This window comes from Streptococcus sp. E24BD, assembly GCF_041807825.1.
Taxonomy (GTDB): domain Bacteria; phylum Bacillota; class Bacilli; order Lactobacillales; family Streptococcaceae; genus Streptococcus; species Streptococcus entericus.
The window spans coordinates 1-9,048 of sequence record NZ_JBGTZB010000049.1; the positions used below are offsets into that span (position 1 = coordinate 1).

General features: G+C 43.0%; 7 protein-coding genes. 5 read left to right on the forward strand and 2 right to left on the reverse strand.

Features of this window, described 5'->3' with window-relative positions:
* Positions 1-170: 170 nt before the first annotated feature.
* Positions 171-503, reverse strand: coding sequence for a hypothetical protein (locus ACERC5_RS09255; protein ID WP_373660619.1), 333 nt, complete (start codon positions 501-503; stop codon positions 171-173).
* A gap of 182 nt (positions 504-685) precedes the next feature.
* A complete protein-coding gene (locus ACERC5_RS09260) occupies positions 686-1,924 on the reverse strand; it encodes a serine hydrolase (protein ID WP_373660620.1) in 1,239 nt (412 codons plus the stop codon).
* A 279-nt stretch (positions 1,925-2,203) separates the two neighbouring features.
* On the opposite strand from ACERC5_RS09260, the gene ACERC5_RS09265 reads away from it, so the two are divergent.
* The 5 genes from ACERC5_RS09265 to ACERC5_RS09285 all read left to right on the forward strand — a co-directional run bounded on the left by ACERC5_RS09265 (position 2,204) and on the right by ACERC5_RS09285 (position 8,677).
* Entirely contained in the window at positions 2,204-4,180 is a 1,977-nt protein-coding gene (locus tag ACERC5_RS09265; protein ID WP_373659600.1) for a peptide ABC transporter substrate-binding protein, read from the forward strand.
* Positions 4,181-4,251: 71 nt separating this feature from the next.
* Positions 4,252-5,754, forward strand: coding sequence for an ABC transporter permease (locus tag ACERC5_RS09270; RefSeq protein ID WP_373659599.1), 1,503 nt, complete (start codon positions 4,252-4,254; stop codon positions 5,752-5,754).
* On the forward strand, positions 5,754-6,680 hold the full coding sequence (gene oppC, locus ACERC5_RS09275) for an oligopeptide ABC transporter permease OppC (protein ID WP_373659598.1): 927 nt from the start codon (positions 5,754-5,756) through the stop codon (positions 6,678-6,680). The genes ACERC5_RS09270 and oppC overlap by 1 nt, the downstream gene beginning before the upstream one ends.
* Before the next feature lie 8 nt (positions 6,681-6,688).
* Complete coding sequence (locus ACERC5_RS09280) at positions 6,689-7,747, forward strand: ABC transporter ATP-binding protein (protein WP_373659597.1); 1,059 nt, start codon at positions 6,689-6,691, stop codon at positions 7,745-7,747.
* Positions 7,748-7,750: 3 nt separating this feature from the next.
* On the forward strand, positions 7,751-8,677 hold the full coding sequence (locus tag ACERC5_RS09285; RefSeq protein WP_373659596.1) for an ATP-binding cassette domain-containing protein: 927 nt from the start codon (positions 7,751-7,753) through the stop codon (positions 8,675-8,677).
* The last annotated feature ends 371 nt before the right edge of the window (positions 8,678-9,048 follow it).

Here is a 9,048-nt window from a genome sequence, read left to right on the forward strand (position 1 = left end):
ATTCCTTAATGAGCTCGCTACGTTTCCTGCCAGCTTTGTGAAGGTCAACAATTTGTTGCTTAAAGTCATCACTAAATTGACGACGGATTTTTCTAGACATAGAGTTCTCCTGTTTTCTTTAGTGTTTGACAACCTAATGCTAGTCGACTTTAGAGGGGTGTTCTGTGGTATCAATGTCTTGACGGGTGAAAAAAATCGCCTATATCAACTGCTTGAGAATTGACAAGGTAGCCTTCAAAAATCCGATAGGGTTCATCCTCACTGTTGATGTCAACTGCAAGCATGATGATCTCTATTGAACCAGCCTCTTTTTCCAGTTCAAGGTGTTTCCAAAAAACAGAGACAGCTCCTTTCTCGAGTTTGGTAGGAAATGATGCAAGGTAGGTTTTACCTTCAAACCAAGGGTAGCTAGAATAAATTTCAACGGTTACTTGCTGGTCATTTTGGAAAAGATCAAAGGTATAATGGGTCGAAGCTGGAGGTTTTAATGGAGTGTTTTGCATCAAAAGGATGGAGTCTCTTAACAGTCCTAGTAATTGTTGCTGTGTTCAAAATAGAAATCACTATGATAGGTATGACTAGAGCGAGGAAAACTCTTTTCTCAAGATACTTGCTTCCATGGATTGTAGTACTGGCATTAAAGATTGGACGAACGGTTGAGGACTATAGAGGGTAATATGGCGGATTAGAGGTTATCGATGATATATCGGACAAAGTGATTCCAGATAATCTTTAGAAGGTTAGTCCTTGAGACCTCACTTTCAGCGATGAGGGGCATACTTGGTAAGTCTGCAAGATACCCTTTTCCAACTAGTTTTTTATCATCAAAGACCACTTGTCCGACCACTTGTCCCTCTTTGATGGGGGCGTAGTTTGTTTTATCGGGAAAGACAGCCTTTAACTGAACGTTGTCAACAGTGTCTGGAGTTGTGACGACATAAAAATCATCTTGCGTAACGGCAGAAACCTTATCCACGACACCGTCTAAGACAGGTGCAAGCGTGTCTTTATAGCTAGTGCTGGCTGGCAAAACCTTTTGCAAATGGAACTGCTCAGCAATTTGATTCAAAAAATCATGAGCAACCAGGAAGCGCTTATCGCTATCCTCACGACCACCATCAACGTCCAAAAAGATGCTCAGAACCTGCATGCGGTTTTCGTAGGAGAGACTAATCAGACCAGACCCTGCGTCTGTCGATGTTCCTGTTATTAGACCGTAAGTGTCAAGGCGAGCATAAGGCATATTTTCCAGCAGGTAGTTGTAAGTCGGAATCGGTTCGCCGCCAAAATTACCCTGAGTGGCTTCAGATAGTTCTAAGACCTCTGGGAAATCATTGATGAGACGATAGCTGATGATGGCTAGATCTCGAGCAGACAGCTGATTTTCAGCGTCTTCGGGACTGTTTTCTAAACGGTAGTCTCCCAGATAACGGTTGTTTACCCCTGAGGCATTGACCAATGAGTGTTTCTTAATGCCCCAGTTATCCAAGAGGCGTCGCATTTCCTCAACAGCTTCTTGCTCACTGCCTGCGATATGCTCAGCCAGAGCAACAGAGGCAGAGCTTGAGGCAGAGATGAGGCTAGCTTTGGTAAGATCTTTCACGCTGTACTGCGGATGGGCAAAGGTGACATTTGGGATATCTGGCTCTTGGGTTAATTGCAGAGCATAGTCACTGATGGTCACCCTATCGTCCCAGTTGATTCGCTTTGCCTTAACGGCATCATAAACGAGGTAGAGAGTTAACAAGCGACTAAGATTACCGACAGGGACTTTTTGATCAGCGTTCTTTTCGTAGAGGATTTTTCCTGTGCGAACCTCAACTGCCATTCCAGCCTTTGCTGGAAGTTCAATGGTTGAGGCAAAGGCTAGGGGCGGTATGACTAGGCTAACGAGTAGAGCTAAACCAACCAAATATTTTTTCATTGCGCAGGCTCCTTGTGTGCGATGTTTTCTCTATTATAACACATCTCGAAGAAATAAGAATTCGGTAGGTATATCTTCTATACCGCACAAAACCATGTGACATTACCTGACATAAAAGGTGCTAAAACTGCCAAAAAATCGGAAAAAAGTTAAAAAAAGCTCAAAAGAAATGCGAAATTTTCAGAATAATCACTTGCATTAAGATTTTTTTATGGTATAATGTAGAACATAAACCCAAAACTTGGCTGTTTATAAAAAGAAAAAATTGAGGTAAATCCTATGAAGAAAAGCAGAATTCTTGCCCTTGGTGGTGTGACTTTGTTATCTGCGGCTGTTTTGGCAGCTTGTGGTAATGGTTCATCAAGTAGCTCATCAGCTCCAACAACCTATACTTACGCTTATACTAGTGACCCTGAGTCATTGAACTATCTTTTGGTAAACAAGAGCACAACTGGTGATATTATCGGTAACGTTGTAGACGGTCTCTTGGAAAACGATGAGTACGGTAACTTTGTGCCATCACTTGCAGAAGACTGGACAGTCTCTCAAGATGGATTGACCTATACTTACACCCTTCGTGATGATGCTAAGTGGTTTACCGTTGAAGGTGAAGAGTATGCTAATGTAACTGCTGAAGACTTTGTCACTGGTTTGAAATATGCTGCTGATCATTCAGGTGACGCAGAAGCTCTCTACCTTGTTCAAAACTCTATCGCAGGATTGGATGCCTACGTTAAAGGTGAAACAAAAGACTTCTCAACTGTTGGCATCAAAGCCATTGATGAGAAAACTGTTCAATACACTTTGACACAGCCAGAGCCTTACTGGAACTCTAAATTGACCACGGGTATTCTCTTCCCAGTTAATGCAGAATTCTTGGAAAGTAAAGGCGACGACTTCGGTTCAGCTGATCCAAGCAGCATCCTCTACAGCGGACCATACTTGATTTCTGCAATGACAGCTAAGTCATCACTTGAGTACACGAAAAACCCTAACTATTGGGATGCTGATAAAGTAGCTATCGAAAACATCAAGTTGACTTACACTGATGGTTCAGATATATCAACCTTTATTGATCAATTTGAAAAAGGTGTCTTCACAGCTTCTACTATTTTGCCAAATGCTTCTAACTACTCTTCAGTAAAAGAAAAGTTTGCAGACAACATTATCTACGGCCAGCAAAATGGTACTGTCTTCTACGGAGCCATCAACGTTAACCGTACCAGCTACAAGCACACTGCAAAAACAACTGACGCAGAGAAAGAATCTACCAAGAAAGCTCTCTTGAACAAAGACTTCCGTCAAGCTCTTAACTTTGCAATCAGCCGTGCCAACTACCACGCTCAAGCAGCTGGTGAAGATGCCAAAACTAAAGGTATCCGTAACATGTTGACTGCCCCAACTTTTGTAAACGTTGGTGAGCAAACCTACGGTGATGTCTTCACAGAAAAAATGGCAGCTATTGGTTCAGAGTGGAAAGACATTGACTTCTCCGACGCTCAAGACGGTCTTTATAACCCAGAAAAAGCAAAAGCTGAGTTTGACAAAGCTAAGAAAGAATTGGAAGCTCAAGGGGTAACTTTCCCAATCCGTATCGATATCCCTGCTCTTCAAACATCTGATTTGATGATGAGCCGTGTTGGATCTATCAAAGAGTCAATCGAGTCAGCGCTTGGTGCTGAGAATGTCCAAATCGACATCTTGCCAATGGACGAAGATCCGTTGTATGCAGCAACCTACCATGCAGAAAATGCCTCACAAGAAGACTATGATATCTCAACTGTATCTGGTTGGGGCCCTGACTTCCAAGACCCATCTACTTACCTTGATATCTTTAACCCAGCAAGCGGAGATACCCTCAAGATTATCGGTATTGATGCTGGCTCAAACCCAGAAATCGTGAAAACACTAGGTCTTGAGAAATTGAACCAACAGTTGACTGATGCGGCAAAAGAAACATCTGATGTGGCAGTGCGTTACAGCAAATATGCAGAAGCAGAAGCTACCCTTGCTGATGCCTCAGTGCTCTTGCCGATTATCTCAGCTGGTGGTCGTCCTTCTGTGACTAAAGCTGTACCTTATACTAGTTCATTCTCATGGACAGGTATCAAAGGTTCAGTATCATACAAATACCTGAAATTGCAAGAGAATGCAGTGACAGTAAAAGAATACGAAGCGGCTCGTGAGAAATGGTTGAAAGAGAAAGCAGAATCAAATGCGAAAGCTCAAGAAGACCTCGCGAAACACGTTAAATAAGAAGAAACTTTAACCCTAAAGAACTTCCGCTAATCACCTAGAGGAAGTTCTTTTGGGATTTGGAGGATAGCATGAAGAAATATATTTTCAGTCGATTATTGAGATCTTTGGTCTCCTTATTTGCCATCACCACATTGACTTATGTGTTGATTTTCACGATGGTGCCTAGGACAAAGATTTTTAATAATGACCCAAACTACACCAAAATGGCTGCCCAGCCTGATAAAAAGGTCAACTATGAAAATGGTGTTTACGAGAGAATGGGTTACATCAACTATTGGACATCAAAAGAGTTGTTGGACAAAGCAAACGATTTTGATCCATCAGTCACTGGTGAAGTGAATGACACCAATAAAAAAATTTATGAGGATTACATTGCTTCTCTTGGCAATGGCTGGACTCTTCACCAGTTTCCAGAGAGCGGGGCATTTTATGCCACACGTGAAATCTCCATGTTTTCACGTGTCCTCAACTTCTTCACCAATTTAATCGAAATTGATCATCCATGGCGTATTAAAGATGCCAAAAATCCTGATTTAGAACGTTATTTGCGTTTTGAAAATGACCCATCAGCTGGTTTTGCCTTGGTTGGTTCAGGAACTAAGCACAAGTATCTGTTGTATTTTAATGGACAGTTCCCGTTTATTCATCAGAATTTTGTCAACTTAAACCTTGGTGTATCTTATCCAACCTTCAGCAAGGTTCCTGTTCTTCAAATTATTACTCAAACCCAAGGGAAAAAGCTCTTAAAAGAGGTGACTTTCCCAAATGGGACGAAGCGATCTAGCTCCATTGACATCTATAGCCGGACTTATCAGACACCAAGTAGTGTAGATAGGAAAACGGCTGCTCTATTTGGTGAGGGTGATGCCTACACCAAAACTCAAAACTTGCAGACTGACCCATCAATGATTGCCAACTCTGCGCTCATTGGGATATTTGGCGTGATGATTTCTTACCTGATTGCATTACCCTTAGGTTATTTCATGGCTCAGCACTCTGGGAAGTTGTTTGACTCGATTTCATCTGGGACATTGACCTTCCTCATTGCTATCCCATCTATTGCATTCATCTACGTTTTCCGTTTCTTGGGTTCTTTGACAGGTCTTCCTGATTTGTTCCCAACTTATGGGGCACAAGATATTCGTTCTTATATCTTACCTGCTTTGGTTCTAGGTTTCTTGGGCTCGCTCAGTCTAGGGTTATGGACACGTCGTTATCTGGTTGACCAAAAACTGAGCGATTACGTTCGTTTTGCGCGTGCTAAAGGTCTCAATGAGAAAGAAATCATGACACGACACATTTTCAAAAATGCGATGGTTCCGATTGTTGCGGGTATTCCAGGTGCTATTTTGGGTGTTATCGTGGGTGCAACCTTTACGGAAACCGTATTTGCTTTCCCTGGTATGGGTAAAATGCTCATTGATGCCATCAAAGCAAACAATATCAACATGGTTGTTGGGTTGAACTTTATCTTCTCAGCCCTGTCCATTTTAGCTGTATTTTTGGGTGACTTACTCATGACAGTTCTTGACCCACGTATCAAATTATCAACTAAAGGAGGAGGCAAATAATGTCAACGATTAATCAATCAAAATTTCAATTTGTTCAGCGTGATGATTTTGCCTCTGAGGTTATTGATACGCCGAGCTATTCCTACTGGCAGTCTGTTTTCCGTCAATTTTGGAAAAAACGCTCTAGTATTGTGATGGTGAGCATTTTAACACTCATCCTTCTCATCAGTTTCTTATACCCTTTGTTTTCAGATTATGATTACAATGATGTCAGCAAAATCAATGATTTCTCCAGACGTTTTATCTGGCCTAATGGCGAGTTCTGGTTCGGTACGGATAAAAATGGTCACTCGCTCTTTGATGCTGTTTGGTTTGGTGCAAGAAATTCCATCCTCATTTCAATCATTGCAACGACGATTAACCTCGTTATTGGTGTTATTGTTGGTGGTATTTGGGGTGTGTCAAAAGGTTTTGACCGTGTGATGATTGAAATCTACAACGTTATTTCAAACATCCCAAGCTTCTTGATTGTCATTGTCTTGAGTTATGCGCTGGGAACAGGTTTCTGGAACCTTATCTTTGCCATGACCATGACTGGTTGGATGGGCGTGGCCTACAGTATCCGTGTGCAAGTGATGCGCTACCGTGATTTGGAATACAACTTAGCCAGTCAAACGCTTGGAACGCCGACTGTCAAGATGGTTATCAAAAACATCTTGCCACAGTTAATCTCAGTGATTGTGACCCAGTTGTCGCAAATGTTGCCGGGTTATATTTCTTATGAAGCTTTCTTGTCAGCTTTCCAAATTGGACTTCCAATCACAGTACCAAGTTTAGGACGCTTGATTTCAAACTACTCAGTTAACGTCACCACAAACTGGTATTTATTCTGGATTCCTCTGACTATTTTGGTGTTAGTGTCTATTTCACTCTACCTGAGCGGTCAGAACCTTGCAGATGCTAGTGACCCACGTTCACATAGATAGGAGTTTATATGACAGAACAAAAAAATGTAATATTAACTGCCAAAGATGTGGTGGTGGAATTTGATGTCCGTGACCGCGTGTTGACGGCCATTCGCGGCGTGTCTGTCGATGTGACAGAAGGTGAGGTGTTGGCACTTGTTGGTGAATCTGGCTCTGGAAAATCTGTACTCACGCGAGTGTTCACCGGTATGTTAGAGTCAAACGGTCGAGTGGCTAGCGGTAGCGTGATGTACCGTGGTCAAGAGTTAACTGAACTGAAGACCAATGACGATTGGCAGGCTATCCGTGGTGCAAAAATTGCAACCATTTTCCAAGACCCGATGACCAGCCTTAACCCGATTTTGACGATTGGTAAGCAAATCACAGAAGTGATTATCAAGCACCAAGGGGTTTCGCCAACCGAAGCTAAGGCTATGGCTATTGACTACATGGTCAAGGTTGGTATCCCTGATCCTGGACGTCGCTTTGATGAGTACCCATTCCAGTATTCTGGAGGAATGCGTCAGCGGATCGTTATTGCTATTGCCTTGGCTTGTAAACCAGATATTCTTATCTGTGATGAGCCGACAACGGCGCTTGATGTGACCATTCAAGCTCAGATTATTGCTCTTCTGAAAACCTTGCAACGTGAGTATAACTTTACCACCATCTTTATCACCCATGACCTTGGTGTGGTGGCGTCGATTGCTGACAAGGTAGCGGTGATGTATGCTGGGGAAATCATCGAGTTTGGTACGGTTGAGGAGATTTTCTATGATCCACGTCACCCGTACACTTGGAGCTTATTGTCTAGCTTGCCACAGCTGGGTGCTGCTGGCGAAGAGTTGTTCTCTATTCCGGGAACACCGCCGTCTCTTTATGCGCAATTGAAAGGTGATGCCTTTGCTCTTCGCTCTGCCTATGCGATGCAGATTGATTTTGAAGAGCACCCACCGGCTTTCCAAGTCACGGATACTCATTGGGCTAAGACATGGCTCTTGCATCCAGATGCACCTAAGGTTGAGAAACCAGCCATTATTCAAAACTTGCATGACAAAATCAGCGCCAAACTGGCTGGAAAGGGGTAGGAAATGACTGAAAAATTAGTTGAAATCAAAGACTTAGAAATTTCCTTTGGCGAGGGCAAAAAGAAATTTGTTGCCGTTAAGAACGCCAACTTCTTTATCAACAAAGGTGAAACCTTCTCTCTTGTTGGCGAATCTGGTTCAGGCAAGACAACTATTGGTCGAGCCATTATTGGCTTAAATGATACCAGCAAGGGCGACATTGTATTCAACGGGGATAAGATTAACGGGAAATTGCCTGCGGATAAGCGTCGTGAGGTCATTCGTAAAATTCAGATGATCTTCCAAGACCCTGCGGCTAGTCTTAACGACCGTGCGACTGTCGATTACATCATTTCTGAAGGTCTTTACAACTTTAACCTCTTCGAAAATGAAGAGGATCGCAAGAACAAAGTGCGTGAGATGATTACGGCAGTTGGTCTCTTGCCTGAGCATTTAACTCGCTATCCTCATGAGTTCTCAGGTGGACAACGCCAGCGGATTGGTATCGCACGCGCCTTGGTCATGCACCCTGAGTTGGTTATCGCTGATGAGCCGATTTCAGCCCTTGATGTGTCTGTCCGTGCTCAGGTGCTTAACCTCCTCAAGAAGTTGCAAAACGAGCTCGGTTTGACCTATCTCTTTGTTGCCCATGACCTGTCTGTGGTGCGCTTTATATCAGACCGTATCGCGGTTATCCACAAAGGGGTTATCGTTGAGGTGGCGGAGACAGAAGAGCTGTTCAATAACCCAATCCATCCCTACACTCAGTCACTCTTGTCTGCTGTGCCGATTCCAGATCCAATCTTGGAACGCCAGAAGGAGTTGATTGTCTACGATCCAGATATGCATGACTATTCGGTTGATAAGCCTGAAATGGTAGAAATTAAGCCAGGTCACTATGTCTGGGGGAACAAGGCAGAGATTGCAGATTATCGCCGCAAGCACCTCTGATTTTTAAATAACCTAAAATAAAAAAACCACCCGAAGGATAGAGGACATCTATCAAATCGGGTGGTTTTTTCTGTGGCATTAACAGACGAGGGCACAACTAGGGTTGGCATGATGTCATGCTGCTGCCTCTAGTTTTATGGGAAGGGGTTCAAGGTGCTTCAGACTGGACTTAGAAAACGCATCGTGTCAGATATTTGCTTGCCTGACATGATGCGTTTTGATGGTTTTGAAGGAATTACCCCGCTCTTTTGTGGCTCTATAATTTCTGTAGTGGGTAAATCCACCATGGAGATTATAGAGCCTTTTGAGTGTAGAAAAAAAGTTCCATATGACCTACAATGAAAAGTGCTTAAACAACTCATTAGAAAGAC

Bases quoted from the DNA above. Each gene is read 5' to 3' on its own strand.
- ACERC5_RS09255 (WP_373660619.1), bottom strand. From the start codon at position 503: ATGCAAAACACTCCATTAAAACCTCCAGCTTCGACCCATTATACCTTT.
- ACERC5_RS09260 (WP_373660620.1), bottom strand. From the start codon at position 1,924: ATGAAAAAATATTTGGTTGGTTTAGCTCTACTCGTTAGCCTAGTCATA.
- ACERC5_RS09265 (WP_373659600.1), top strand. From the start codon at position 2,204: ATGAAGAAAAGCAGAATTCTTGCCCTTGGTGGTGTGACTTTGTTATCT.
- ACERC5_RS09270 (WP_373659599.1), top strand. From the start codon at position 4,252: ATGAAGAAATATATTTTCAGTCGATTATTGAGATCTTTGGTCTCCTTA.
- oppC (WP_373659598.1), top strand. From the start codon at position 5,754: ATGTCAACGATTAATCAATCAAAATTTCAATTTGTTCAGCGTGATGAT.
- ACERC5_RS09280 (WP_373659597.1), top strand. From the start codon at position 6,689: ATGACAGAACAAAAAAATGTAATATTAACTGCCAAAGATGTGGTGGTG.
- ACERC5_RS09285 (WP_373659596.1), top strand. From the start codon at position 7,751: ATGACTGAAAAATTAGTTGAAATCAAAGACTTAGAAATTTCCTTTGGC.